11 protein-coding genes are annotated in these 26,629 nt (G+C 63.7%); 5 read left to right on the top strand and 6 right to left on the bottom strand.

Translation table 11 applies throughout. From position 1 onward, the window contains the following. Position 1: 1 nt before the first annotated feature. On the top strand, positions 2–10,465 hold the full coding sequence (locus FSV73_RS03325) for a non-ribosomal peptide synthetase (protein WP_145003788.1): 10,464 nt from the start codon (positions 2–4) through the stop codon (positions 10,463–10,465). A 233-nt stretch (positions 10,466–10,698) separates the two neighbouring features. Here the strand turns inward: FSV73_RS03325 and fhuE are convergent, their stop codons facing one another. Continuing rightward, a complete protein-coding gene (fhuE, locus tag FSV73_RS03320; protein WP_437179252.1) occupies positions 10,699–13,047 on the bottom strand; it encodes a ferric-rhodotorulic acid/ferric-coprogen receptor FhuE in 2,349 nt (782 codons plus the stop codon). Between the two features lie 143 nt (positions 13,048–13,190). Beyond that, a complete protein-coding gene (locus FSV73_RS03315; RefSeq protein ID WP_145003783.1) occupies positions 13,191–14,843 on the bottom strand; it encodes a cyclic peptide export ABC transporter in 1,653 nt (550 codons plus the stop codon). Between the two features lie 251 nt (positions 14,844–15,094). Here FSV73_RS03315 and FSV73_RS03310 point away from each other — a divergent pair, with 251 nt between their 5' ends. Further along, on the top strand, positions 15,095–15,919 hold the full coding sequence (locus FSV73_RS03310; protein ID WP_145003780.1) for a formyltransferase family protein: 825 nt from the start codon (positions 15,095–15,097) through the stop codon (positions 15,917–15,919). Between the two features lie 39 nt (positions 15,920–15,958). On the opposite strand, the gene pvdO is transcribed toward FSV73_RS03310, so the two are convergent. The 3 genes from pvdO to pvdM are packed head-to-tail and all read right to left on the bottom strand — an operon-like array spanning position 15,959 to position 19,471. Further along, on the bottom strand, positions 15,959–16,816 hold the full coding sequence (gene pvdO / locus FSV73_RS03305; RefSeq protein ID WP_145003777.1) for a dihydropyoverdine dehydrogenase: 858 nt from the start codon (positions 16,814–16,816) through the stop codon (positions 15,959–15,961). A gap of 29 nt (positions 16,817–16,845) precedes the next feature. Then, entirely contained in the window at positions 16,846–18,120 is a 1,275-nt protein-coding gene (gene pvdN / locus FSV73_RS03300) for a pyoverdine-tailoring periplasmic protein PvdN (RefSeq protein WP_145003774.1), read from the bottom strand. Beyond that, complete coding sequence (gene pvdM, locus FSV73_RS03295) at positions 18,113–19,471, bottom strand: pyoverdine-tailoring dipeptidase-like protein PvdM (RefSeq protein ID WP_145003771.1); 1,359 nt, start codon at positions 19,469–19,471, stop codon at positions 18,113–18,115. The genes pvdN and pvdM overlap by 8 nt, the downstream gene beginning before the upstream one ends. A gap of 167 nt (positions 19,472–19,638) precedes the next feature. On the opposite strand from pvdM, the gene pvdP reads away from it, so the two are divergent. The 3 genes from pvdP (at position 19,639) to FSV73_RS03280 (ending at position 23,946) form a co-directional block, all read left to right on the top strand. Then, positions 19,639–21,249, top strand: coding sequence for a pyoverdine maturation tyrosinase PvdP (gene pvdP, locus FSV73_RS03290; protein WP_145003768.1), 1,611 nt, complete (start codon positions 19,639–19,641; stop codon positions 21,247–21,249). Positions 21,250–21,359: 110 nt separating this feature from the next. After that, the gene (locus tag FSV73_RS03285) at positions 21,360–22,685 is read left to right on the top strand and encodes a lysine N(6)-hydroxylase/L-ornithine N(5)-oxygenase family protein (RefSeq protein ID WP_145003765.1); all 1,326 of its coding nucleotides are present in this window, start codon (positions 21,360–21,362) and stop codon (positions 22,683–22,685) included. 220 nt (positions 22,686–22,905) lie between these two features. After that, the gene (locus tag FSV73_RS03280) at positions 22,906–23,946 is read left to right on the top strand and encodes a YncE family protein (protein WP_145003762.1); all 1,041 of its coding nucleotides are present in this window, start codon (positions 22,906–22,908) and stop codon (positions 23,944–23,946) included. Between the two features lie 229 nt (positions 23,947–24,175). Here FSV73_RS03280 and FSV73_RS03275 read toward each other — a convergent pair whose 3' ends face one another. Then, positions 24,176–26,611 carry a TonB-dependent siderophore receptor gene (locus tag FSV73_RS03275; RefSeq protein WP_145003759.1) on the bottom strand — a complete coding sequence of 812 codons (2,436 nt, stop codon included), beginning with the start codon at positions 26,609–26,611 and terminating at the stop codon, positions 24,176–24,178. Positions 26,612–26,629 lie beyond the last annotated feature (18 nt).

The following is a 26,629-nucleotide window of genomic DNA, read 5'->3' as shown; positions in this document are numbered from 1 at the left end:
CATGACTGTTGACAAGAATCTGGACCTCTCACACCGCTTCGTTCGCCTGCCTTTGGCGCAGCGCCGGCTGTTCTTCCAGAAGCTGCTGAGCAAGAACCTTACCCTGGCGCAGCTACCCATACCGGTGACGCGTCAACGGACCGACCGTCTGCCGCTGTCCTACGCCCAGCAACGGCAATGGTTTCTCTGGCGCCTGGAGCCCGAGAGCAGCGCCTACCATGTACCGGCTTTGCTGCATCTGCGCGGCGAGCTGGACCAGCAGGCGCTCGAGCGCAGCTTCGCGAACCTGGTCGCACGGCACGAGATCCTCCGCTCGACCTTTCACAGCGACGACGAGGGCGTCTTCCAAAGAGTGCACACCGCATCGCCCGTTAAAATTAACCGCCTCGACGTCGCCGACGGACGCCTCGACAGCGCGCTCGCCGAGGCTGAGAGGGACATTCATCGATCCTTCGACCTGGAGTGTGGCCCGCTGCTGCGGGTGTCGCTGTTGCGCTTGGCGGCGGACGATCATGTTCTGGTCATGACCCTGCATCACATCGTGGCCGATGGCTGGTCGATGCCGGTGATCGTCGACGAGATCGGCCAGCGCTATACGCAGGAGGTCACGGGTAGCGGTACGCCCTTGCCCGATTTGCCGATCCAGTACAGCGATTACGCCCTCTGGCAGAGCTACTGCCTGGAGGCCGGCGAAGGCGAGCGCCAGTTGGCGTATTGGCGGAATCGGCTGGGCGGAGCACGACCGCCGCTCGAGCTGAGCGACGACGGGCCGCGTCCCGCCGTACAAAGCCATCGTGGCGCCCGGGTCGAAATTTCTCTGGCACATGACCTGGCCAGGGGCCTGCGCGAGTTGGCGCAACGCCGCGGGGTCACGCTTTTCACCCTGTTGTTGGCGTCCTTCCAATGCTTGCTGCATCGCCGTTCCGGTCAGGCGGACATTCGCGTCGGGATACCTATCGCCAATCGCACCCGGCGGGAAACCGAGCGCCTGGTCGGTTTCTTCGTCAATACTCAGATACTCCAGGCGCGCTTCGAGCCCCACACCACCTTCGACGAGTTGTTGCAGCAGGTGCAACAGGCCGCGCTCGAAGCCCAGGCGCACCAGGACCTGCCTTTCGAACACCTGGTGGATGCGCTGCAACCCGAGCGCAGCCTGAGCCACAGTCCGCTGTTCCAGGTGCTGTACAACCATCAGGTCGAAGTACGAGGCCGCATCCGTGAGTTGGCGCAATTGCGGATGGAGCCCTTGGAGGCCGAGACGCGGACTGCCCAGTTCGATCTGACCCTGGACACCTTCGAGTCCGCCGAGGGTTTGCGCGCGGCCTTGACCTATGCAACGGATCTCTTCGCGCCGGCCGCCGTAGAGCGCCTGGCGCAGCAATGGCGCCAGATGTTGACGGCCATCCAGGCCGATCCGGGGCGTCTGGTGAGCGAGTTGCCGCTGCTCGGCGAACGCGAGCGGCAGCAGATACTGTACGACTGGAACGCTCTGGCTGCGGCGGGTGGCGAAGCCTGTATCCATGAGCTATTCGAACGGCAGGCGGCGTGCACGCCTGAGGCCCTGGCGCTGATCGTCGGCGAGCAGGAATACCGCTACCGGGAACTGAACCAGGCCGCCAACCGGCTGGCACACCGACTGCGTGAGCGGGGCGTGGGGCCGGACCGTCTGGTTGGCGTCGCCCTGGAGCGGCGTCTCGATTTGCTCGTGGGACTCCTGGCGATTCTCAAGGCCGGTGGGGGATATGTACCCCTGGACCCGGCGTATCCCGCAGAACGCCAGGCCTACATGCTGAGCGACAGCGGCGCCCGTCTGCTGTTGACCCAGTCCAGTCTGCTGGATGGCTTACCCGACCAGAAGCAGTTGGACGTCATGGTCATCGATCGGCTGGGACTGGATGACTGTCCGGATACGAACCCGGCGAGTGGCGCCACTCCCGGTAGCCTGGCGTTCAGCATCTACACCTCCGGTTCTACCGGCAAGCCGAAAGGCGTGCTAATAGAGCATCGCAGTGTGTCCGCCTTGATCCATTGGTCCCGTTCCGTCTACAGCGCTGCCGACTTGCAAGGTGTGCTGGCGGCGACGTCCATCTGTTTCGATCTGTCCGTCTGGGAATTCTTCGTCACCCTGAGCTGTGGCGGGTTCGTCGTGCTGGCCGACAACGCTCTGGAACTGCCGAATCTGGCCGCCAGTCAGTGCGTCCGCCTGGTTAATACGGTGCCCTCGGCCATTGGGATACTGAGCCGGCTTGGGCAGATTCCCGAGTCGGTAGCGGTCATCAACCTCGCCGGCGAACCCCTGGCGCAGGAGCTGGTAGAGGAGCTCTACCAACTCGGCCATGTTCAGCGGGTTCACGACCTCTATGGGCCGTCTGAGGACACCACCTATTCCACACATACGCTACGGTTGCCGCAGGGAACGGCGAACATCGGTCGCCCCTTGGCCGGTACCGCTGTCTACCTGCTGGACGCCACCGGCGAGCCGGTTGGCGTTGGCAGCCGTGGCGAACTCTGCCTGGCCGGAGCGGGTCTGGCGCGGGGCTATTTGAACCGCCCGGCGCTCACCGCGGAGCGGTTCCTGCCCAATCCCTTCGATAGGGCGGGCGGGGGACGGATGTATCGCACGGGCGATCTTGCACGCTACCAGGCGGATGGCCTGATCCAATACCTGGGGCGCCTCGACCATCAGGTGAAGATCCGCGGTTTCCGCATCGAGCTGGGCGAAATCGTGGCGCGACTGCGGGGGCAACCCGGGGTACGGGATGCCGTCGTCCTGGCGCGGGAGGGGGCAGGTGGCCAGCAACTGGTCGGCTATGTCGTCCCCGTCGAGCCCTTGCCCACTGCTGATCAGGCCGTTTGGCAGCAGACCTTGCGGCTGGCGTTGCAGGCGGGGCTGCCGGACTACATGGTTCCAGCGCAGTTGCTGTTGCTCGATAGCCTGCCGCTGACCCCGAATGGCAAGCTGGACCGCAACGCGCTACCCACGCCGCGCCTGGACGAAGAAAGAGCAGGGTATCTGGCTCCGACGACCGACCTGGAGCGACGCTTGGCGGCGCTGTGGCAGGAAGTACTGAAGGTGCCGCAGCTCGGCGTGACCGATAATTTCTTCGAGGTGGGTGGTGATTCCATCCTCTCGTTGCAGGTGGTGAGTCGGGCCCGCCAGGCGGGTCTTCACTTCACGCCCAAGGACCTGTTCCGGCATCAGACCATCCAGGCCTTGGCGCGGATAGCGCGGCATGCGGCCGCCCCCACCATCGATCAGGGCCTGGTGACCGGCGCGTTCAGCCTGGCGCCCGTCCAGCATTGGTTCTTCGAACGGCCGATCCCGGCCCGTCATCATTGGAACCAGTCGGTGGTATTGGCGCCGAGCAGCCCCCTGTCCGTGACCAGTCTCGAAGGCGCGGTCCTGGCCTTGTTGGAGCATCACGATGCGCTGCGGGCGAGCTTCACCCACCAAGCGGATGGCTGGCAGGCGACGTTGCCCGCGTTGGCGACGGCCAAACCGCTGTGGTTTACCCAACTGACGGCCGATCTCGAGTGGGAGCGACTCGCCGAAGAGGCGCAGCGCAGCCTATCGTTGGAGACGGGGGCTTTGGTACGGGTCGTGCTGGGCGAGTGGCCGGATGGTCGCCAACGCCTGTTGCTGGTGATCCACCATCTGGTAGTGGACGGCGTCTCGTGGCGTATCCTGCTGGAGGACCTGCAACTGGCCTACGCTCAGCTTCAGCGGGGGCAGAGGGTCACCCTGCCGGCCAAGAGCAGCTCGTTCCAGGCGTGGTCCGAGCGCCTGTGCGAGCTCGCCCACAGTGAAGCGCTGGCGGCCGAGCTCTCGTACTGGTGCGAGACGCTCGCAGGAGCGTCCGACCCTTTGCCGGCGGCCAATCCCGGCGGTAGCCACCTGCACCGGCACGTGGCCCATGCCAGTACGCGGTTGGATCGCGAATGGACCCGGCGTCTGTTGCAAGAGGCCCCGAGCGCCTACCGTACCCAGGTCAACGATCTGCTGCTCACCGCCTTGGCCAGGGTGCTGTGCCGCTGGACCGGGCGTGACGAGGTGTTGGTACGGCTCGAAGGTCATGGTCGGGAAGAGCTGTTCGACGATCTTGATTTGACGCGCACGGTCGGCTGGTTCACCAGCCTGTACCCCGTGCGGCTCGCCCCCCGGCCCGAAACCGCGGCCTCGATCAAGGCGATCAAGGAACAGCTGCGAGCGGTACCCGGAAAGGGAGTGGGCTATGGCCTGTTGCGCTACCTGGGTAGTGCGGAGGCGCGTCGCGCATTGCGCGAGTTGCCTGCGGGAGCGGTGGTGTTTAATTACCTCGGGCAATTCGATCAGAGTTTCGCGGCGGCGGATGGCCTGTTCGTCCCCGCGCAGGAAACCGGTGGTGCCGGTGAGGCGGAGGATGCGCCGCTGGATGGCCTGCTCAATCTGAATGGGCGCGTTTATGACGGTGAATTCAGCTTGGACTGGACCTTCAGTGCCGAAGTCTTCGCGCCCGCGGCCATCCACCGCCTGGCGACGGACTACGAGGATGAACTGAAAGCCCTCATCGCTCACTGTGCGGACAACAGCGGCGCGACTCCCGCCGATTTTCCCTTGGTCGCCCTGGACCAGCAGGACATCGACCAACTGCCTCTGCCCGCCGCGGCCATCGCCGACCTTCTGCCCCTGGCCCCGCTGCAGCAGGGCATGCTGTTCCATACCCTTTACGAGCGCGAGGCGGGCGATTACGTCAACCAGTTGCGCCTGGACGTGGAGGGACTCGACGTCGAGGTTTTCCGGCAGGCCTGGCAAGCGGTCCTGGATCGCCACGAGGTCCTGCGCGCCACCTTCCTGAGCGAGCTTAAGCAACCGGTACAGCTGATACATCGCCGCCGGGAGCTGCCCTTCCAGGTGGCGGATTGGCGCAGCCCGGAGAATAGTACGGCGGCCCTGGACAACTGGGCCGAAGAAGACCGGCGTCAGGGATTCGACCTGGCCAGTGATTGCCTGATCCGTCTGGCCGTGTTCCGCACGGGCGAACGTCGCCACCACCTAGTACTGACCCATCACCACATCCTGCTAGACGGCTGGAGCACTTCGCGTTTGTTGGGGGAGGTACTGCAGCATTATGCCGGGCAGGCACCGACCGAGCCGGCGGGCCGCTATCGTGACTATCTCGCCTGGCTGCAACAGCGCGATCCGGCGGCCACCGAACGTTTCTGGCGCGAGCGCTTGAGGGCGATCGACGAGCCCACCCGACTCATCCAGACCCTGCCGGTGGCAGCGTCCACGGCGAGCGGGCAGGGGCAGTTCCCCTGTCGCCTGGATATGAACCTTACCCAGCGACTGGTGGATCTGGCTCGTCGGCAGCGGGTCACGGTCAACACCCTGATCCAGTCCGCCTGGGCGGTGCTGCTGTATCGATACACGGGGCAGACCACGGTCTGCTTCGGGGCGACCATGGCTGGACGGCCTGCGGACCTGCCCGGTGTCGAGACCCAACTGGGGCTGTTCATCAATACCTTGCCGGTGCTCGTCACCCTGCATCCAGAGCAGGAGATCCGCACGCTGCTGCACGAGGTGCAAACGCTCAACCTACTGCTGCGCGAACACGAATACACGCCATTGCATCAGGTACAGCGCTGGGCCGGCCTGGGCGGCGCCGCGCTGTTCGATAGCCTGGTGGTGTTCGAGAACTATCCCGTGGCGGAGGCGCTGCAACAGGCATCGCCCGGAGGATTGAGCTTCGGTGCCATCCGCAATCACGAGCAAACCAATTACCCCCTGACCCTGGCAGTGAATCTGGCCGATACCCTCGACCTGCACTTCAGCTATAGCAGAAGTCTGGTAGCCGAAGCGGCCGTCAGCGCGCTGGCGAGACATTTCCTGCACCTGCTGGAAAGCCTGATCGCTGATCCAGAGGCGTGCCTTGGGTCGCTTTCCCTGGTAGCTGGGGCCGAGCGCGTCGCGCTCCTGAAGCAGTGGGACCAGACCGCGGAGCAGTCAGCGTGCCGAGGCTTCGTGCATGAGTGGGTCGCGGAGTGGGCACGTCTGACCCCCACAGCGCCCGCAGTGATTTTCGCCGACCAGGCGCTGAGCTATGGCGAGCTCGATCGAAGAGCCAACCAACTGGCCCGGCATCTGGTCGAGCGGGGGGTAGGGCCAGAGGCTAAGGTGGCCATTGCCATGCCCCGCTCGGCGGACATCATGGTGGCCTTCCTGGCTGTGCTCAAGGCCGGCGGAGCCTATGTGCCGCTGGACATCGCCTACCCACCCGAACGGCTGGCGTACATGCTCGAGGACTGCCAGGCGACGCTGGTATTGAGCCAGACCGACCTCATCGGCCAACTGCCGCTGGCGAGCGGGATGCTCTGTCTGGCAGTGGACCAGCCGCAGGCCTGGCAGGATTATCCGAACCAGCCGCCCGCGGTAGACCTTTGCGCGGACAATCTCGCCTATGTGATCTACACCTCCGGTTCCACGGGACAGCCCAAGGGTGTGTCGGTGGCCCATGGGCCCCTGGCCTCGCACATCCGGGCGACGGGCGAGCGTTACGAGACCACGGCCAGCGACTGCGAGCTGCATTTCATGTCGTTCGCCTTCGATGGAGCCCACGAGGGCTGGATGCACCCCCTGATCAACGGTGCCCGCGTCCTGATCCGCGACGACGAGCTCTGGCCGCCGGAGCGGACCTACGCCCAGATGCAGCGGCATGAGGTGACCCTCGCGGTGTTCCCGCCGGTCTATCTGCAACAGCTGGCGGAACATGCCCAGACGGAGGGTAGCCCGCCGCCAGTGAGGGTCTATTGCTTCGGTGGCGACGCCGTGCCCCAGGCCAGCTATGAGCTCGCCTGGCGTGCCTTACGGCCACAGTATCTCTTCAATGGCTATGGCCCTACGGAAACGGTGGTGACGCCGCTGCTCTGGAAGGCGGCGCGCAGCGACGACTGCGGGGCGGCCTATGCGCCTATCGGCACACTGCTGGGCAAGCGCCGCGGCTACGTGCTGGATGGCGACTTGAATCTCTTGCCGGTGAACATGGCGGGCGAGCTTTATCTCGGCGGCGAGGGGGTGGCGCGAGGCTATCTGGCGCGGCCGGCACTCACTGCCGAGCGCTTCGTTCCAGATCCGTTCGGCGAAGGCGAGCGGCTATATCGTAGCGGCGACCTGACACGTGCCCGTCCCGATGGCGTTATGGACTACCTGGGCCGTATCGACCTCCAGGTGAAGATTCGTGGCTTCCGTATCGAGCTGGGCGAGATAGAGGCGCGGCTGCGCGAGCTGCCCGAGGTCCGCGAGGCGGTGGTCATTGCTCTGGACGGCGCGGGTGGCAAGCAACTGGTGGGTTATGCGGTGCCCTTGGAGCGGATGGCGACCACGGCGCGCCAAGCCTGGCTGCAGGGGCTACGCGATGCGCTCAGGGCGCGCCTGCCCGACTACATGGTGCCTGCCCATCTGCAGGTGCTGGACGCTTTGCCGCTGACGCCGAATGGCAAGCTGGACCGCAAGGCCTTGCCCCTCCCGCGCTTGGACGATGAGCGACCTTACGTGGCGCCGGAGACCCTGCTGGAGCGGCAACTGGTGGCCCTGTGGCAAGACGTCCTGCAGGTCCCGAGGCTAGGAGTGACCGACAATTTCTTCGAAGTGGGTGGCGATTCGATCCTTTCCCTGCAATTGGTGAGCCGTGCCCGTCAGGTCGGTATACAAATGACGCCGAAGGCCGTGTTCGAGCAACAGACCATCCAGGCGCTGGCCCGGGTAGCAGAGGCTGCCGAAGCCTTCGTCATCGACCAGGGCCCGGTCACCGGTGACCTGGACTTGAGCCCTATCCAGCACTGGTTCTTCGCGCAGGACATTCCGGAACGGCAGCATTGGAACCAGTCGGTCGTGCTGGAGGCCGATCGACCGATCTGGAAAGCGGCCGTGCTCGAACAGGCACTGCGCGGCCTGCTAATCCATCACGATGCCTTGCGGCTGACGTTCCGGGAAGGCGGTGCACGCTTCCAGAGCGTGGCCGAGCTGGACGCCGCCCATGCGCAGTCCGGTGGCTGCCTGGCAGTGGCCACCCTCGCCGATGTTGGTGAACTGGAAACGGTGGGAGAAGCTGTGCAGCGCAGTCTCGATCTCGCCCGTGGCGTCCTCTTGCGGGCCGTCCTGGCAGAGTTGACCGACGGCAGCCAGCGACTGGTGCTGGTGATCCACCACCTGGTGGTGGACGGAGTTTCCTGGCGGATTCTGCTGGAAGATCTGGAGCTGGCCTACCGTCAACTAGCGGCGGGGAAGCCGCTGCGACTACCGGCCAAGACCAGTTCACTGCAGGAGTGGTCTCGTCAGTTGCTCGCCTTCGCCGGCAGTGAGGCTATCGCGCGGGAGCTGGATTACTGGCAACGGCAATTGGAAGGCGCGCAGGTGGATCTGCCTGGTGCGAATCTGGACGGGGACAAGACTCTGAATTCCGCCGTCAGCGTCCACAGCCGTCTGGATGTCGAGACGACCCGTCAGTTGCTCCACTTGGCCCCCGCTGCCTATCGGACGCACATCAACGATCTGCTGCTCACAGCTCTGTCCAGGGTTATCTGCCGCTGGACAGGCACCAGGCAGGCGTTGATCCAACTGGAGGGGCATGGCCGCGAAGACCTGTCCGGAAGACTCGATCTGAGTCGCACCCTCGGCTGGTTCACCAGCATCTATCCACTGGCGTTGACGCCGGAGGCGCAGCTGGGGCGCTCCATCATGGCGATCAAGGAGCAACTGCGCGCCGTGCCTAACCGTGGCCTAGGCTTCGGCATGCTGCGTTACCTGGGTGATCAACGCAGCCGCGAAGCGCTGGCGGCGCTGCCGGAGCCGCGCATTACCTTCAACTATCTGGGCCAGTTCACCGGCGGCGAAGTAGGGAATACGGCAACCGCCTACCGCTTCTCAACGGATCGTGCTGGCGCCGACCAGGCCGTGTCGGCGCCGCTCGGCAATAGTTTGAGCATCAATGGCCAGGTCTACGCTGGCGTCTTGAACTTCGCCTGGACCTTCAGCCGCGAGGTCTTCGCGCGCGCTGCCATCGAGGACTTGGCGCAGGCCTTCCAGGAAGAGCTGCAGCTACTGGTGGAACATTGTTGTCGTTCGGGCGCGGGTGGTTTGACACCGTCAGATGTACCCCTTGCCGGTTTGTCCCAGCAGCAGCTCGATGACCTCGGGCTGGACCCGTCGCAGGTCGAGGATATCTATCCGCTCACACCGATGCAGTACCAGATGGTGACGAGTGAGACTGGGCAGGATGGCGACTTCATCTGCCAGCATATCCTCAAGGTGCGTAACCTGGTGCCGGAGCGCCTGCAGCGGGCCTGGCAGCTCACGCTCGATGCCCATAGCGTATTGCGAACCGGCTTCACGGCGACCGAGCCGCCCTTGCAGGTGGTCCAGCGGGGCGTAGTCGCCCCCTTCGCCCGCGTCGATGGTCGTGCCTGGAGTACCAGCGAGTTGGCGGCCCACCTACTGGCCGATCGCTGCCTTGGTTTCGACCTCGCAACGCCACCCCTGATGCGTCTACTGATCATCCAGGTAGCTGAGCGGGACTACCAAGTCGTCTTGACTAGCCACCATGTATTACTGGATGGCTGGAGTGCCGCGCGTCTCTATGAAGACCTCATGCAGGCCTACCTGCAAGACCAATTGCCCCCTCGACCGACAGGTTTTCGCGATTACATCGCCTGGTTGCAGCAGCGCGATGCCGTTGCGGATCGGCGCTTCTGGCGCGAGCAACTGGACCGCCTCGGCGCGGGAGGTCGCCTTGCCGAGGCCTTGCAGCCGGATGAGCGACAGCTGGCGTCCGGCCATGGGCATCGTTTCCTCGCCCTCGAGGCATCGACCAGCCAGGCGCTCGATAATTTTGCGCGACAACAGCGGGTCACCGTCAACACCCTGTTCCAGGCCGCCTGGACCCTGGTGCTCGGCCAGACGCTGCAGCGCTCGACGGTCGGCTATGGGGTGACGCTGGCCGGGCGTCCGGCCGAATTGCCTGCGGTCGAGCGACAGCTGGGGCTGTACATCAACGATGTGCCTCTGGTGGTAGATATTCTTCCCGAACTCAGCATCGGCGACTGGCTACAGGGGCTGCAGGTGGCGAATCTGCAACTTCGGGAGCATGGCTATACCTTCTCCGCCGACACCTTCGCAACGGAGCAGGAGGCGTTCGATACGGTGATCGTCTTCGAGAACTATCCGGGCGAGCTATCTTCCCCCGAGTGCGATCGAGACGGCGTGGAGTTTCTGGCGATGGAGCACCATGAACAGACCTGCACGCCGCTGACCCTGTACGTGGAGCGTGACGAGGTCTGGACCTGTCATTTCGATTTTCGTCAGGATCTCTTCCTGGCAGCGGACGTTGACCGGCTCTGCCTTGAGCTGCAGCGCGCGCTCGATGGATTCCTGTTGGGATCGGCGGCCAGAAGCGTGGGCGAGCTACGCAGCCGCGGAGAGCGAGGACGATAGGTTAGGATCCTGACGCCCTAAGAGTAGGGCGTCAGGGTGCGCGAAGGCATTGTGTGCAGCGACGACCTAGAGTTGCGATCCGAGCCGGGTTGTAGTGCCCCGGCCAGCCCCCGACATCGAGCGTTCACTCCAGCCGCCAGCTGACGACAACATACGATCCGCGAGCGTGGCGGTTTTCAGGAGAAGATGAGCATGCCGTGGGGACGGTAATCCCCGCGGCACTCCCTATTGGCTCAGAACTTGTAGCTCAGCGACGCCTCGACATTGCGTGGAGTGCCCCAGATGCCTTGCCCGTACCAGTTCACCGCGGTCTGGTACTCTTTGTCGAACAGGTTGTTGACGTTCATCTGCGCGGACAGCTGGGGCGTGATGTCATAGCGCGCCATCAGGCTGGCCAGCAGGTAGCCGGACTGCTCCTGGCGTTCGCCATTGGGGCCGACATTGTCGTAATAGATACGGCTCTGCCAGTTGGTCCCGCCGCCTACCGTCAGTTGGTGCCAGGCGCCGGGTAGTTGGTAGGTGGTGAACAGCCGCACCATGGTTCTCGGCAGGTAGGTGTTCACCTGCTGGTGTTCCGCGTCCTTGGCGCTGTAGTGGGTGGCGAAGAAAAACGCCTGCCAGCCGGGCGCGAGCTCACCGGATATTTCCAGTTCCAGGCCTTTGGAGGTGGCGCCATCAGTGGAATAGTAGGCGGGGCTGTCGGTGCCCGGCACCAGATAGCCGGTGTCCTGCTGGCCGAGCTTGTCCTGCACGATCTTGAACGCGGCCAGAGAGGCGTTGAGTCGGCCATCGAAGAACTCACCCTTGATACCGGTCTCGTAGGCATCGCCAGTCACCGGCTCCAGCCAGCCGCCGTTGCGATCTCTGTAATCTTGGAAGTTGAAGATGCTGGTATAGCTGGCGTAGACCGAATAGGTCTGATTGATGTTGTAGACCAGTCCAGCGTAGGGAATGAACTTGTGGTCCTGGTATTCAAAGGCGCCCGACGATGCCCAGCCCGCCCCTTCCCGCTCATAGCGGGTAAAGCGCCCGCCCAGGATCAGCTTCAAAGGATCGGCCAGTGAGAAGCGTAGGGCGCCGTAGGCGGCAGCTTGCTTGGTGTGGTTGCGCTCGGATAGCTCACGGGAGGCATAGTCCCAGTCCGGTTTCGCCACGTGACCGAAGTCGGCAACGTTCAGCGGCGAGTTCCAAGGTGTGTTGGCACCGATCCAGTCATAGGAATAGTCCTGATCGAAGTAACTGGTACCGATGATCGCTTCGTGTTCCCGGCCCAGCAACTGGAAGGGCCCGGAGAACCTCAGGTCGTAGCTGTCCTGTTCACGCTCACCCGGGAAGCGTACGCGGGAGGGCTCGTCGGCGATCAGCCCGGTCTCTCGATCGGGAAAACCCCAGACGAACATTCGGGCGTTGTCGACTCGATTACGGCCGTACATGATTTGCGCTTGGGCCTTCCAGTCGTTGTCGAAGCGGTGATCGAGGTTGATGAAAACGTTCTCGACCTCGACGTCTTCCGAGTTCCATTTTGGCGCGACGGTGAAGGAACGGCTGAAATTGGTTCGCGAGCCGTCCTTGTACCATAGCGGCACACCGCCATAGGTGAGGCCGTTGGCGTTGCTCTTCTGGTAGCTGGCACCCAGGCTCAAGGTGGTGGCATCGGTCAGATCGGCGTCGACCACGCCGTACAGCACCTGGGTTTGCCGTGAATAGCGATCGAAGAAGGCCTTCTTGTCTTGGTAGGCGCCTACAAGGCGGCCGCGGACGTTACCCGTCGAGGTAAGGGGGCCGGACAGGTCCAGCATGCTGCGATAGTTATCCCAGGAACCAGCGCTGATCTGGGCTTCGCCTTGGAACTCCCGGCTATCGGCGCGTTTACGTACCAGATTGACTGATGCCGAGGGCTCGCCAGCGCCAGCGAGTAGGCCCGTAGAACCCCGCACGATTTCGACCCGATCATAGATGGAGGAATCCAGCTCCGATTCACCCGCGGCATAGTTGCTCTTGTAGTAACTGGAAATGCCGTCGTACTGGAAGTTGTTGATCGAGAAGCCACGGGAAGAAAACACCGTGCGCTCGCTGTCGAGCTGCAGGGTGGCGATGCCAGGCGCATTGCCTAGAATATCGGCGACGGTTACCAGATTCTGGTCATCAATGCGCTGTCGTGAGAGGACGCTCACCGATTGCGGGGTTTCGCGGGGAGACAGGGTCAGGCCCGTTGCTGCGGAAGTCGCCTTCGTGGTGTAGGAGCCGGTGCCTTCGGTCGTTGTGCCCGCGAATTGACCGACGATGTCGGTTTCCCCCAATTGCACGGTATCGCCGTCATGCTTGTTAGCGCTCAGGATGAGGGTATTACCGTCCATTCGGTAAGAGATACCCGTTCCCTGGAGTAGGGTTGTCATAGCCTGCTCGGTACTCAACCGGCCCTTTACGGCATTACTTCTTAGGCCAGTTAGGTCTTGTGGATTGTAGAGCACCTGGATATTCGCAGCTTGGCCGAACGCCTGGATGGCGCTGCTGAGTGATTGTCCGGGGATATTGAAGTCTCGGTCGGCGGCTTGGACATGGCTCACCAATGAGAAGGCCATAGCCAGAGCGAGCGTCTGTGGGGATAAAGTACGCCGGAACGCGAGATTAAGCCGCAAGGCCTTACTCAGAGGGCTGAGACTGCAAGGTGCTGGCATATTGTGTGCTCCCTTCTAGTGTTGTGTTGTTGGTAGTGCGAAAAGCGTTATGCCGGGACCTCGGCAGTGACTATCCGGCCATTGCGCAGGCGTACCAGTTGGTCGGCTGAATCGAAGTAGCGGTCGTCATGGCTGATGACGATGAGTGTCTTGCCCAGGCGTTTCAGCTCCGGGAGCAGCTCGGTGTAGAACACCCGGCGGAACGCCGGGTCCTGGTCCGCGGCCCATTCGTCGAAGACCAGCACGGGGCGCTCTTCGAGCCAGGCGTTGACCAGAGCCAGGCGCTTGCGCTGGCCGGTGGAGAGCTCGGTGGTGGTGAAAGCGCCGTCGCGTACACTGACCTTGTGTGCCAGCTCCAGACGCTCGAGGTAGCGGCTCGCCTGGTCCAGCGAGGCCTTGGCCTGGCCCTGCACCAAGTCATCGAAGAGGTGGTAGTCGGCGAAGACGGTGGTGAACAGCTGGCGATAATCGTCTCGGGTGAGATCGGTCACCGGCGCTTCGTTCAGGCGGATTTCTCCGCTTTGGGGTTGGTAGAGCCCGAGCAGCAGCTTGATCAGGGTGGTCTTGCCGGAGCCGTTCTCGCCGACGATGAAGATGATGTCGCCCTGGCGGATACGCAGGTTTATCGGGCCCAGGTGGAAGGGTTCGCTGCCGGCGACCGGGGGTGGGCTGTAGGTCACCTGGCGCAGCTCCAATTGATGAACTTCGGTGTTGGGCGCCTCGCTGTCTTCCATGAGCAGGTGGGCCTCGGGCGAAGAGAAGCGCTCGGCCAGTTCGCTGATGCGACCGAAGGCCACCTTGGCCTTGCCCACCACCGGTAGATAGCCCACCAGGTGTTCCAGCGGACCCTTCATGTAGAGCAGCACCAGGACGAAGCCGGTGATCACGGTGGGGTCGGGATCGGGACGATAGGCCTGGTAGCCGAGGGCCAGGCCGATGACCACGAAGAACAGCATGGAGCCGAAGGTCTTGGCCAGGATGTAGATGTTCACCGAACGCACCTGGATGGCACTGATGAGGTCAGCGGTTTCCTGGATGCGGTGGAGATTCATGCGGAAGCGCCGAGGGCGATGCATGCGCAGCTCCTTCGCCCCCGAGGTGATGGCGCTGTAGTGACGCTGCAGTTCGTCTTCGTGATCCCGCGCCAGATCGAAGCCACGGATGCCCTTGCCGCCAGCCCAGTACTGCACGCCGGTACCTATGACGATGGCCACGACCATGATCAGGAACAGCGGCACCGACAGGTAAGCGAGGTAGCCCAAGCAGGCCAGGGTGACGGTGGCGGAAATGGCCAGCGGGGTGAAGGCGAAGGAGAAGTCGCTGATGGTGTCGACGTCATGGGTCAGCACCGGAATCAGGCGATGGGCGCGGTAGCGCTCGATCTGTTCGATGGGCGCCGACAGCACCTTTTCGCCGAGATCCTTGCGCAGGGCGGCGATGATGCGCTGGCCGACGTAGTTGGTGCCCATGTCCGAGACGATGGAGCTGGCGAGTGCCAGGCCGCACAGCGCGGCGAAGGCGAGCACCACGCCCTGGGATAGGCCCGCGGTGTTGTGCAGAGCATTGTTGATGGTGGCCAGCAGTAAGGTGATGGCGATGCCGCCGAGCATGCCGAGCACGATGGACACCGCCACTAGGCCGCGAAAGGGTCGGAGGAGGGCGAGCAGGCTGTAGAACGCGCCGCGCGTGGACTTCGACATCGAGAACTCCTGTCGGGAGGGTGGGCGAAAGGCAAAGGATCCCTAACCCAGACAGACGAGTCCCGCGGGGCAATCTTTAGCCTCTAGGACGAGGCTTTTGCCGATTCCGGCGTGCCGCCGCACCGCTTTGTGTAGAGCTTTTCCCCCCGATCGGCCGCTCATCCGGGGCGGGGGGCATAAACTGGCACCCGGTCATTTCGTTCTTCCCAGCAGGCGCCTGCGGCGCCGATCCATTCAGTGGGAGCCGAGAGATGAAGAAGAATCTGGTGTACATCTGGTCGCTGCGCAATGCCGCTGCCGACCGGGCAGGGCGATGCGTGGATTTCAAGGGCGAGCAGCGCTACATGAAATCTGTATTGGAATTCCTCGTGGAATCCCTTAATCAGACACCCCTGGGTGACGCCTACCGCCTGGTGGGCGTAGTGTATGACGATGACGAGCAGTCGCCGCGCGACCGTCAACTGATTGGCGAATACGGCTTCGCGCCTGCGGCTGGCCAGCCCTGGCTGTATCCCGTGGGGCTCGAGGTGCAGGGCCGGCGAGTGAACGATCTAATGCTCAGTGTCCCCTCGACCTATCGACGTCATCCACGCGGCACGGCGGCGCACGTCGCGGGCAAAGGAGATTTCGAGCAGCGACTGCACGACGTCCTGGTCGAGCTGGAAGCCGACGTCGTGGTACTCGATGGTCTGCTGGTGATCCTCGACGAACTTGTCCGCCCCGGCGCCCCCTTCGCCCGACGGATCATGAATATCCATCCGGGCATCACCCGACTCGAATCGCCCTACGAGCGGCGCGGCGCCTATGCCACCTGGAACGCCCTGTATGGGGCCCGCGGGCAAAGGGTGATCGACTGGAACACCCGTGAGACGGAAGCGATCGAGCCGCTCTACCTGACCGGCGCCTCCTTCCATTACGTGGACAACGGCATAGACTCGGGTGAAGTGTTCCATGACGTGCTCAAGACCGAGATCTCGCCCGACGACACCATCTACGAATTGCGCTGGAACAACTTCAATCGTAGCCTGTTTCCTGCCTTGCACGAGGGGCTGATGCGGCTCGCCGAGCGCGGCTGAGGCCTCGGCGCCAGGCCTGTCTGCCTGGCGCCGTCCACCTTAGATTTCCCGCGCTACCCGAAAGCCCAGCCAGTCGCCACGGTCGGTGCGATAGGCGTTGTTTCGATTTCCCGAGCGCGAGAACACCGGCGGCTCACCCCAGTCATTGCCGCGGATCTCCACCAGTTCGCAACGGGGATCATCGATCCAGGCGCTGCCATCGGCGGGAGCGCCCCGGTAGTGGTCATGCCAGCAGTCGGCGACCCATTCGTAGACGTTGCCGTGCATGTCGTAAACGCCGAAGGCATTGGGCGGGAAGCTACCTACGGGGGAGGTGTAGTTGTAGCCGTCGCCGGCGCCGTAGGTGTTGGCGTGCTTGGCGATGCTGTAGTTGGGGCCGGGGTCCATTGCGAAGGGGAAGGCGCCCGTGCTGCCGGCGCGGGCGCCGTATTCGCGTTCCGCCTCGCTGAGCATGCGATAGCGGTGGCCAGTGGTGCGGGACAACCAGGCGGCGTAGTCGGCCACGTCCTGGTAGGAGACGCACACCGCCGGCTGGCGGGGGCCCTGCGGGTAGCGTGGCTTGCCGGCCAGGCACTGGCGACCGGGGCGGGTATCGCCGTCGGGGAGGCGGACGCCGGTCGCCTTGACATAGGCATCCAGCTCCGCCGCGGTTATCTGGTAGCGGCTGATGGCGAAGGGGCGGGCGAAGGTCACCTGGTGCTGCGGACCCTCGTCAGGTTGGCGGCCCACTTCGCTTTCCGGCGTGCCCATCAGGAAGCTGCCGGCCGGCAGCACGACCATTTCCGGGCAGTTCTTGCAGTCCTTGAATACGGTCCCGGGAGCCTTGTCGGCGGCGGCGAAGGCGGGCAGGGCGGCGCTGAGCAGGATGGCCAAGGTTAGCGGGCGTAGCGGGGACATCGGCATTCCTCTTGATAGGGCTGGGGAGATCAGGCGAGACGTGGCGCGAGCAGCTCGATCACCCGATCGATCTGCCCCTCGTCGTTGAGCAGGCTGGGGGCCAGACGCACCACGGGCCCGACATCGCGCTCGACGGCGTCGCAGATCACCCGGCGCTCCATCAGGTAGCGGGCCACGGCGTCGCAGGCGCGGCCGTCCACGCGGAAGAAAGTGAAGCCGGAGGACAGCGCCGGACTGCTGGGCGTCACTAGTTGCACCTGGGGGTACTCCGCCAGGCGTGCCTTGAGGTAGCTGTTGAGGCCGTGGATGCGCTCCTGGACGCGGGCCTTGCCCAGCTGCAGGTGCAGCTCGAAGGCCTTGCCCAGCGCCAGGCGATGTTCGAAGGCGTGGTAGCCACCGGGGGTCATCAGGGTGCCGAAGCTGTCGGCGCGGGTGAAGGTCGGTACGCTCGGGATCAGGTGCGGTTGCAACTCTTCGCGCGCGGCGATGATCACGCCGGTCCCGCGCGGGCCGAACAGCCATTTGTGGGTGCCGGCGATGAAGTAGTCGCAGCCGAAGTCCGCGAAATTGGCATTCTCCACGCCGAAGCCATGGACGCCGTCCACTACGTAGAGGATACGATCCTCCTCGGCACGACCCTGGTTGGCGTCGCGAACCACCTGGGCGATCTCGCGGATCGGCAACTTGACCCCGCTGCCCGACTGCACCCAGGTCAGCCCCATTACCCGGGTTTCCGGGCGGATGGCGCGGGCGACGTTGGCCACCATCTCCGCCACCGTGACCTGGGCCGGATCACGGAACAACTCGATCTTGCGCACCTGGGTTCCCATCAGCTGCGCGCGATAGTCCAGGCGGGTGTAGGTGGCGTAGTGCTCGTGGACGCTGGTGAGGATCTCCTTGCCCGCCGGCACCAATAGGCCACCATAGATCGCTGCCAGTCCTTCGCTGGTGCTGCCGGTGAGGGCCACCTGGCCGGGGCGCACGCCGAAGTACTGTCCGGCCCGCTCGCGGATGCGGTCTTCGTACGCCCAGATTTCCTCCCGGTCCCAGTCCACCGCCTCGCCCGGGTTGGCGTTGAAGCGACGTTTCAACACCTCGATGGCGTCCTGCACCGGGCGCGGATGGGAGGTGAGCAGGAAGGTGGCGAAGTGCAGGTAGCTCGGGTCCAGTTCGAATTGTGCCCGCAGCGTCGACCAAGGATCGTCGCCATAATTGGGCGGCGCGTCCTGCTTAGCCATTGCCAGCAACGGCAGGCCGGCGGCCAGCAGGCCGCCACGCTTGAGGAAGGTGCGTCTGTCACTCATGGCCGGCGTGCTCCACGACTGAGGTTTGGCCCTTGGCCTTGGCTTGCACCTCGGCCCAGACCCGGAGGAAGTTGCCTCCCCACAGCTTGGCGATATCGGCGTCGCTGTAGCCGCGGGTGATCAGCTCGGCAGTGACGTTGCGCAACTCGCCGGCGTTCTGCCAACCGTCCAAGCCGCCGCCGTCGTTGAAGTCCGAGCTGATGCCGACATGGTCGATGCCGACCTTTTTCACCGCGTAGTCGATGGCATCGACGTACTGGGCGAGGGTGGCCTTGGGGTCTTCTTCGAGCAGGGCGTAGAGCTGGCTGGCGTAGTCACCGAAGCGTGCCTCCGGCCAGATGGCGATGATGGGATCGCCCGGCATCAGGGCATTGTCCAGCCCGGTCAGCGGCGGCAAGTCGAAGCGCTGGCGCAGTTCGTTCAGCTTGCCCACTGTCCGGGCGCTGGGTGGGCGCAGATAGCCGGAGAAGGCCACCACCTGGATGACCCCACCACTACGGGCGATGAGTTGTAGCTCGCGATCCGAGAGATTGCGTTTGATATCGACCAGCGCCCGCGGCGCCGAATGGGAGGCGACGAAGGGTGAACGCGACAGCTGAGCGACCTGTTCCAGCGCCGGGGTCGACATCTGCGAGACGTCGATCACCACACCCAGGTCGTTGAGCCGGGCCACAGCGGCGCGGCCCAGCGGCGAGAGGCCTCCCAGGGCGTCGGGTGAGTCGTTGAAGAAGGGCAGTGGGCGGGAGGAGTCGGACCAGCTGTTGTTGCCGGTATAGTTAAAACCGAACATCCGCATGCCACGGGCATACCAGACATCCAGGCGGTCGAGATCCTCACCCAGCGGATAGGCGTTGAGCAGGCTCATGACGATGGCGAACTTGCCTTCCATGGCCAGCCGCCGGACGTCGTCCGGGCTGTAAGCAAAGGCCGCACGCTCGGGGAAGTCACGCGCCAGGCCGCTGAGGATGCGATAGCGCGTCTCTTGCTGCTGCTGGGCCTCGGCGACGAAGCCGGGCGTAGGATGGTGCGGGGCGTTAGGGCCGTTCCATAGTTCCGGCCAACCGAAGATCGCCAGGGCCGCTCCCGAAAGGCGTCCCCGCGCAGCCTTGACCAGATCGAATTGGCCCGACCCGTCGCGATCCGCTTCCTGGCCGTGGGTGCCAAAATCCAGGGGCACCGTGATGCGGCTGTCGAAGGCGATGATGTGCTCGTGCAGCTCCCGGGCATGGGTCAGGACCTGCGGCGAGTAGCCCAGCGGCCCCATCCAGCGCTGCCAGCCGAGCAGCGCCGCAACTATCAGGAAGGCGAGCAGGGGCAGGACCACCAGCAGGGCTTTGACACGGTAGGACATGGGGCGTCTCGTTAGGCTCGAAAGACTCCCGCCGGCAGGCCGGCGGGTCGTCACGGAGAGACGAGACAACTGGCCTGGAATTTAGCGGCAACCACTCTGCGCCGGTAAATTTGCCGAAGGGCGTTACGTTCTAGCGGCATGTCATTCCTGGAACGTGTAGCTGGCCGATGAAGGTTTCCCGCAGACACCTATTGGGCGCCTTGGTCGTCACCAGTGCGGCCGTCCTGCCAGCGCGCGATCTGGCACGCTGGACGGCGCCCGGCGAGCCGCCACCGACGCCCGGGGAGGCGAGCCTGGACCTAGCGCCCAATGCGCTGGCTCGCTTTGGCGACCGGCTGCGCGGCCTGTGGGAGCTGGGTCCGCTGGCAGAGCCCCTGCCAGGCCTGCCGGCTGCTGGGCTGGAAATGGTGCTGGACGTCGGTGCCCAGGGGCGCGCAATCCAAGGCTTCCTGGGCTTGCCGGAACAGCTACGGGGCGCGGCTACGCCACCCTATCGCCTGCTCGGTGATCTGCGTGGCGATGCGGGAGGCCCCTTCACCTGTAGACTCTATCCAGGCGAGGCGTCCGTTCCTGCCTACGAATTCAGGCTGCTGTTTGACGAAGTCTGGGCCGCCGCGGCTGATACCGGTGCCGGCAGCCTGAGCGGCCGCCTGCTGCCCCTGGCGCTGCCACCCTCGGCGCCGCAGCCGGCGGGCACCTTCGTCGCCGTCAAGCGCGCCTTTCCCCTGGCGCGGGAGCGCTTGCAACTGCAGCCGGCTTTGCTGGCGATGCTGGCGGCCCCTGACCATCGGCTGTTCCATCAACTCTGGCATGCGACCCGCGACCGCTGGCATCGCCTGAGTGGGCGCCAGCGCGATGCGCTACGTAGTCTGAGTTGGCAGCCCGGTCCGCTGGACCGGGAGCGGGACGCTCGCGGCGCACACAAGGATCGCAATGGATCAGGCGTCGATTTTCTGTTCATGCACCGGCACATGCTGCAGCACACCCGCGCCATGCAGGACCTGCCCTCCTGGCCGCGGCTGCCCCGTACTGCGCCGGCACTGCAGCAAGATCGCCTGGCCTTTTTGCGCCAGCTCGACAATCTCGATGGCTTCGCCGTGCCTCCGGCCTGGGTGGCCGAGGATGACGAGGAATACAGCCTTTGGCTGCGCGGCCTGAAAAGTGACGAGGCCTATGAGAGCAACTTCCTCGCCTGGGAATCGCGCTATCAGGATCCCGAGTACCTGGCCCGCCTGACGCTGGGGCAGTTCGGTTCCGAGGTCGAACTGGGCATGCACGACTGGCTGCACATGCGCTGGGCCAGCGTGACCCGCGATCCCGCCAATGGCGCCGCGGTGATCGGCGATCGCGATCCGCTGGACTTCAGTCCGCGTTGGTTCGGTGCTGAGAACGACTTCCTCGGCGATCCCTTTTCCTCTCATGTCAATCCGGTGTTCTGGTACTTCCACGGCTGGATCGACGACCGTATCGAGGACTGGTATCGCGCCCACCAACGCTTCCATCCCGGCCAGGTCGAGCGGCGCCAGCAGCACGGCGTCCTGTGGTTCGCTCCGGGGCGTTGGGTCGAGGTGGACGACCCCTGGCTCGGACCCAGTACCCATGGTTGCGGCCTTTCCGCCGTGCAGGCCGCGAGCAACCAGCCGGTGCTGGACGTGGAGACTATGAAGCTGGCGCTGCGCACCGTCTTCAGCGAGACCGACCTGCTTGGACGCTGGCTCGACCGTACCCCGCCGCGGCCTTGGTACGCCAGACATGCCAAGTGGCCGTTGTCGTCCTGAGACGGATGACCGGCATACCTGGCCGGTAAATTTTCGTCCGGGTGTTTCGTAAGTTCAGCACAGGTGCGCGTTTCCGCGAGCGCCACTATCTTTCTCCAGAGGATTCCTGCATGACCGCCCACGCTGAACCCCAAGACCTGCTCGGTATCGGCTTCGGACCTTCCAACCTGGCCCTGGCCATCGCCCTGCACGAACTGGCGCCGGGCTGGGGTCAGCGGCCACGGATGCTGTTCCTCGACCGCCAGGAAGACTATCGCTGGCACGGCAATACCCTGGTCAACCAGAGCGAACTGCAGATCTCCTTCCTCAAGGATCTGGTGACCCTGCGCAATCCCACCAGCCCCTTCAGCTTCGTCAATTACCTGCGTGAGCAGGGCCGCCTGGTGGACTTCATCAACCTGGGCACCTTCTATCCCTGCCGACTGGAGTTCAACGATTACCTGCGTTGGGTCGCGGGCCACTTCGCGGGCCAGGCGGCTTACGGCCAGACGGTAGTCGCTGTGGAGCCGGTTCCCGGCGGGCAGGGCGTGGATACCCTGCGTGTACGAGCCCATGATGCCGAGGGCCGAGAGCAGGAATACCTGACGCGAGCCTTGGCCCTGAGCACCGGCGGAACCCCGCGGTTTCCAGAACAATTTGCCGCCCTGCGTGAGCATCCCCGGGTGTTCCATCACGCCCACTACCTGGAGCGGATGGCCGATCAGCCCTGCACCCGCCATCAACCCATGCGCATCGCCGTCATCGGTGGCGGCCAGAGCGCGGCGGAGGCCTTCATTGACCTCAACGACAGCTTCCCCTCGGTTCAGGTCGACATGATCCTGCGCGCCGCGGTGCTCAAGCCGGCCGACGACAGCCCCTTCGTCAACGACATCTTCTCGCCGAACTACACCGACCTCGTGTTCAACGAGCCGGCCAGCGAGCGGCAGAAGCTGATCGCCGAATTTCAGAATACCAACTACTCGGTGGTGGACTTGGACCTCATCGAGCGCATCTACGGCATCTTCTATCGGCAGAAGGTCGCGCGCCAGGCACGTCATGGCTTCCTCTGCCGGCGCCAGATCGATCGCGCCGAGGCCGATGCGGAGGGCGTCGAACTGACCCTGAGGGACACCGCCACCGGCCATGTCCATCGCCATCGCTACGACCTGGTCATCCTGGCGACCGGCTACGAGCGCACCTCCCACCAGCGCCTGCTCGCTCCACTGCGCGACTTCCTAGACGAGACCCCCAGCGTGGCCCGCGACTACCGGGTCCAGGCTGATCCGCAGCTGCGTACACCCATCTACCTGCAGGGCTTCAGCCAGGCCAGCCACGGCCTGAGCGATACCCTGCTATCGGTGCTGCCGCTGCGCGCCGAAGAGATCGCTAATTCGCTATTTTCCCACTGGCAGGGGGCGGGCGTTCACCGCCCTCAACTGGCGCAACGCACGGCGTGAACCGATCAGGGAGCCCGCTATCGAGCGCCGGCTAAATCCCGGCGCTTGCCCTTCGTCTAGCCAGGAGACCTCAACGTCAACTGGGAAAAACGGAGCTCCCATGTCGTCCAATCGCTTCAAGATCCCTGCGCTAGGTATAGTGATCGCCTCTCTCGGACTGGGTGGCTGTGCCTCGACCACTACCGCGCACGCCCCAGCACGTACCCTGGCCCACTCGTCTATGGCGTCCACCACCTTTTGGCGCCAGGACGGTTATCAGGGGCTCTATGAAATAGTCGGTGATTTCTCGCACGACGAGTTGTTCGTCGCGGCGAGTCCCTCGTTCGACGAGCAAAGCAGCGGGGTGGTCTATCGGCTGGATCCTGGCACGCTACGTGCGGTGCAAACCATCCAGCTCCTCGAACGGCCATTCGCCTTGGCCCTTGATGCCCGGACTCGCACCCTGTACGCCGGTCTCACCCTGGATGGTAGCCTGGCCGAACTCGATGCCGACAGCGGCCAGATCAAGCGCATCCTCAAGCTCACGCAACCCGAGCGCGATGCTGATGGCGTGGTCGCTACACCGCATACCCGCAAGGTGGTAGTGGACGAGGCCAGTGGGCTGATCTTCATCAGCAGCCCAGGCGAGCGTGGTCGGGTCTGGATCGTCGATGGCAAGACCTTCACCCTCAAGCATACGGTGATGACGGGGCTGTGGACGGCAGGGCTGGCGTACGACGCTGCCAGCGGATTGCTCTACGCCAGCCAGGGGGGGCGCGACGAGTTGGTGGCCATCGATCCGGCTAGCGGTCAGATCCGCACGCGCTATCGCACGGGCGACACCAACAGCGATGAACCCAAGGCGTCCCGTCACTTCCTGCTTAACATGGCGATGGACGCCAAGGCCCGCCGGCTCTACATGACCGATTCCAATAGCGGTGACATCCTGACCTTCGACCTGGCCAGCGGTCGCTTCGGCGCGCCCATCGCCACCGGAGTCAAGGGACTGCTGGACATCAAGGTACTGCCCACGACCGGTCGCCTGGTCGCTACCTACCGTGGCAGTGGTCACGGCGAACCCCAGGGCTCGGGCGGAGTCCTGGTATACGACCTCGCAAGCGGACGCCTGCTGCGCAACGTTGCCCTGCCGGTGCACCCCAACAGCATGGCCGTTGCCCCTGACGAGAAGGCCATCTACCTGACCGTGAAGGCACCCCTCGACCGCAAGCATGAGCTATGGCGGGAGAATGGGAGCGATGGGGTAGTGCGGTTGGGGCTTTGAGGCGTCGAGGTCTAACCACAGATTAAGGATGACCTCGTTGACGGCAGAACGTTTGCTTAAGCTCTGCCGCCTTAAGACCAGTCTATTTCCAACGACTTGCCGAAAATGCCGTTCGATCAAATAGTCTAGAACGACGGCTTGTAAAACGTTTCGAAAAAAGTTCAGAAATATTACTGGGCAGGTACGGCAGCAACACTTAGAGGGAGATGCCGTACTTGCCAGTATCAGGTTAAAAGTCCCAGCGGGTAGTGAGCATCAGGTTGCGCGGTTCGCCATAGAAAGACGTACCAAAGTTGCCGACGCCCAAAAGGTACTTTTTGTCGAACACGTTGTTCGCATTGAGTGTGAAGCTTAGGTGGTCGTCAAATTGGTAGCGTCCCATCAGGTTAACCAAGGTGTAGCCTTCTTGCTTGAGGCTCCGGTCAGCCTCTACCGCTGGGTCATAGGTATTGCCGTAGAAGGAGCTTTGCCAGGTCAGGCCGCCGCCCAGGGTGATGGGAGAGAATTGCCCAGGCAGACGATAGGTGCTGAAGAGTCGGACCAGATGCTCGGGCTTGGTTGAAGCCAGCGGGTATCCGAATACAGGCTGACCTCTATAGTCTCTGGTCCGCGCATAGGTGTAGCCTGCGCTGAGATTCCACGCCTCGGTCAACTGACCCGCTATCTCGAGTTCGACGCCCTTGGTGGTGGCCCCCTGGATGGCGCGGTAAACGTCTTCACTGGTCTGGGTGTCGGTCGTGACGTACTCGGCAAGGTTGTCCTGCTCGATACGGAAGAAGGCAAGAGTCGCATTGACTCGACCATTAAGATATTCCGCCTTCAGCCCAGCTTCGTAGCTGTCCCCTTCTACCGGATCCAGGGTTTTTCCTGAGGCGTCTTTATTGGTCTGCGGGTCGTAAATTCGGGTGTAACTTGTGTAGAGAGAGTAGGTGTCATCTAGGTCATAGACCAGCCCGGCGTAGGGGGTAACCACACCGTGCTGCTCGTAGCTGGTGCGACTGCTGGACCCGTTGTAATAGCTATAGGTCTGATCATATTTGAAGGTACTGACGCGAGTACCGAGGATGATCGAAAGATCATCTGTGGGCTTGAGGCGAGTAGCCAGATATGCGCCGTTTTGCCGCTGGTTGCTCTCGTACTTGCCGTTGCTTGGGAAATCCGGCATTGGAAAGTTGCCATTCCAATCCAGAATATTGCCTGGTACAGCGGCGGACGCTCCGTTATCGAACGTCGCGCCTGTCTGCCGTGAGGCGGCGTATGTGTAGCCAGCGACCAAGTCATGCTCGCGACCAAGCAGGGTGAAGGGGCCGGAGACATTGGCATCCAGGGTATTGATGATCCTGTGGCCTTCCCAACGCCCCCAATAGAAGAAGGCGCCTTCCCCGGTAAGGGGATCCGGATTGCCGCCGCTTGCGGAACCCAGGCGGGTATCGTGATCGCTGAGGAGTTGGTTTGCGCTGACCTTGAGTTTCCACTCACCATCCAGATTCTGCTCGACCGAGCCGAAGAAGGTCTGGTTCTCGAACTCGCGGCGGCTCCAGTCGGTACCCGGGTTGAAGTGGCGGGGTAGGTCTATGCGACTGCCATCGCTGTACAGCACAGGATTGCCGGTCCAGGAGGTCCCGCGCGGGGTGATGGTCTGGCGGTCATAGCCGAGGGTGACTAGCGTATCGGGGCTGACGTCGGCTTCGACGATGCCATAGAAGACGTTCTTTTTCTGCTTGTAGTGATCCAGATAGGATTGGCGATCCTGATAGGCACCCACCACTCGCCCGCGCAGGGTACCGGTATCGTTGAGACTACCGGACAGATCCGCCTCGGTTCGGTAGTTGTCCCAGGTGCCCGCGCTACCGCTGAGGTGTCCCTGGAAGTCATGGGTGGGACGCTTGCGTATAAGATTGACGGTTGCTGAAGGGTCGCCGGCACCGGTCATTAGGCCAGTAGCTCCCTTGATGATGTCGACACGGTCATAGGTGGCCATGTCGACCTGAGTAGTGCCGTTGTCATAGACGCCGTCATAGATCGTGTTGACGCCGTCGTATTGATAGTTGGTGATGGCCATGCCTCGTGTGGAGAACTCCAGCCGATCACTGTCGTAGGCTTGCGCGACAACGCCTGGTGTGCGGCCAAGGGCTTGGGCAATGTTGTCAACGGATTGATCATCGAGCTGTTGGCGCGTTACTACGGTCACCGATTGAGGAGTTTCCCGAATGGATAGTGGTAGGCGCGTAGCGGAGCCAGTGAGGGCCGTGGCGTAAGACCCTGTGCCTTCGGTAACCGACGTGGGCAGGCCCTGCGCGCTGATTTCCGTCACACCTAGTTCGTAGGGCCCTTTTTCCGTCGCCACCAGCACATATCCCTCGTCGCCACCCTGGGCCTCGAGCCCACTGCCTTTCAGTAGGCGGGCGAAAGCCTCATCGAGGCTGTAGCTACCCTGCAGAGCCGGTGCGCGGAGGTTGCGCACGCGGTTGGCATCGAAGGAGAGGGCGATGCCGGCCTGGCTGGCGAGGCGGTTGAGGGATTCGCCCAGGGGGCCGGCGGGCAGGTCGTAACGCTGGACGTGGCTCTGGGCCTGGGCAGGTGCGGCGGGGAGACCCAGGGCAAGGGGCAGACCCAGCTGCAGGGCGATGGTCAAGTGGGCGAGGCGAGGGTGGAAGAAGCGCATGGACGTACCTGTCTGGTT

The sequence above is a fragment of the Pseudomonas oryzihabitans genome (assembly GCF_007665395.1).
Classification (GTDB): Bacteria; Pseudomonadota; Gammaproteobacteria; order Pseudomonadales; family Pseudomonadaceae; genus Chryseomonas; species Chryseomonas psychrotolerans_C.
This window is presented reverse-complemented; position numbering and strand designations above follow the sequence as displayed.

Bases quoted from the DNA above. Each gene is read 5' to 3' on its own strand.
- pvdM (WP_145003771.1), bottom strand. From the start codon at position 19,471: ATGTCCTACCGTGTCAAAGCCCTGCTGGTGGTCCTGCCCCTGCTCGCC.
- FSV73_RS03315 (WP_145003783.1), bottom strand. From the start codon at position 14,843: ATGTCGAAGTCCACGCGCGGCGCGTTCTACAGCCTGCTCGCCCTCCTC.
- pvdN (WP_145003774.1), bottom strand. From the start codon at position 18,120: ATGAGTGACAGACGCACCTTCCTCAAGCGTGGCGGCCTGCTGGCCGCC.
- pvdP (WP_145003768.1), top strand. From the start codon at position 19,639: ATGAAGGTTTCCCGCAGACACCTATTGGGCGCCTTGGTCGTCACCAGT.
- FSV73_RS03325 (WP_145003788.1), top strand. From the start codon at position 2: ATGACTGTTGACAAGAATCTGGACCTCTCACACCGCTTCGTTCGCCTG.
- FSV73_RS03285 (WP_145003765.1), top strand. From the start codon at position 21,360: ATGACCGCCCACGCTGAACCCCAAGACCTGCTCGGTATCGGCTTCGGA.
- pvdO (WP_145003777.1), bottom strand. From the start codon at position 16,816: ATGTCCCCGCTACGCCCGCTAACCTTGGCCATCCTGCTCAGCGCCGCC.
- FSV73_RS03275 (WP_145003759.1), bottom strand. From the start codon at position 26,611: ATGCGCTTCTTCCACCCTCGCCTCGCCCACTTGACCATCGCCCTGCAG.
- fhuE (WP_437179252.1), bottom strand. From the start codon at position 13,047: ATGGCCTTCTCATTGGTGAGCCATGTCCAAGCCGCCGACCGAGACTTC.
- FSV73_RS03280 (WP_145003762.1), top strand. From the start codon at position 22,906: ATGGCGTCCACCACCTTTTGGCGCCAGGACGGTTATCAGGGGCTCTAT.
- FSV73_RS03310 (WP_145003780.1), top strand. From the start codon at position 15,095: ATGAAGAAGAATCTGGTGTACATCTGGTCGCTGCGCAATGCCGCTGCC.